Below are 990 nucleotides of genomic sequence, written 5' to 3' on the forward strand. Positions count from 1 at the left end.
GTGGATCAATTTTACTCCGTTGGTAACACTTGAGACAAGTTATGAATGGACGCTAACGCACTAGCTGCTCCGGCTCTAGCTGTAACGTTACTTTCAAGCATAGACGCGTAGGCAGTGTAGGCTGGAGGAGTGAGTTGATTTAAATTCATTAACGGCGAAATCACTCTCATAGCTTGAGCTGCGACACCTATCCCCGGGGTTTTCATGGAAGCAATTGCGGCTGCTCTAGTAACATGACCGATTTCCTGTTTGCTCCTTGTAGCAGCTTCTACAGCTGCAAACATTTCACCATGTCGACCAAGTATTTCGCTAGCTAAATTTCTTTGCTGTTCTACCATTTGAGCAGCGAAGGTGGTGTGTACGAGTTGCGCTGACTTTAAGCCTCCACCGCTTCAGCAGCGCTAGCAATTTGAGAGCTAATACTGTCTGGCAAAATTTGAATTTTGCTATGCTCAATAACTTTCTGAATTGAGCTGTCGAGCGTCCATGATGGAAAGCCTCGTATTCTATCGCGGCGCTTTTTGCCATCTGATGAGGAACTCATGACCAAAATCCTTGTTTAAAGTGGGTTGGTCGAACATACCAAAGTAACGAGCGGCTGCGAATCGACGATTCAACTAGAATTGTTATGCCCCTAAAAATCGAGGCAGTTTTAATTGGAAAGATGAACGAGATTGAAAGATGTAGGATGTAACCCGAATATTCTCAACTTCATACGACAACCTTCATGTCGATAAAACAAGAAATAATCGACAAATGACTTTGTCATGCCGATAGAACCGACATACGCAAAAGTAAGTATCACAGTATCTCGGTTCTTTAGAGGTATTTACAACCACCGCCTTATCCTTACCAAAAACTGGTTACCTTAATCAAGCAATCCTGACATCAGTGGCTATGTAAAACATGTATTTAAAGGCGTATAATTAATCAACATATAAATTCACAGTCAGGATTTTTGCAATGTCAATCACCGCACAAATTGAGTCT

The 990-nt window shown here is 42.2% G+C and carries 2 protein-coding genes; both read right to left on the reverse strand.

Features of this window, described 5'->3' with window-relative positions:
• Positions 1-11: 11 nt before the first annotated feature.
• Positions 12-338, reverse strand: coding sequence for a hypothetical protein (locus IDAT_RS12885; RefSeq protein ID WP_034734500.1), 327 nt, complete (start codon positions 336-338; stop codon positions 12-14).
• A gap of 38 nt (positions 339-376) precedes the next feature.
• Positions 377-544 (reverse strand): hypothetical protein, encoded by a 168-nt coding sequence (locus IDAT_RS13325; RefSeq protein ID WP_156099538.1) that lies wholly within the window; start codon positions 542-544, stop codon positions 377-379.
• Between the last annotated feature and the right edge of the window lie 446 nt (positions 545-990).

This window comes from Pseudidiomarina atlantica, assembly GCF_000753735.1.
In the GTDB taxonomy this organism is placed as follows: domain Bacteria; phylum Pseudomonadota; class Gammaproteobacteria; order Enterobacterales; family Alteromonadaceae; genus Pseudidiomarina; species Pseudidiomarina atlantica.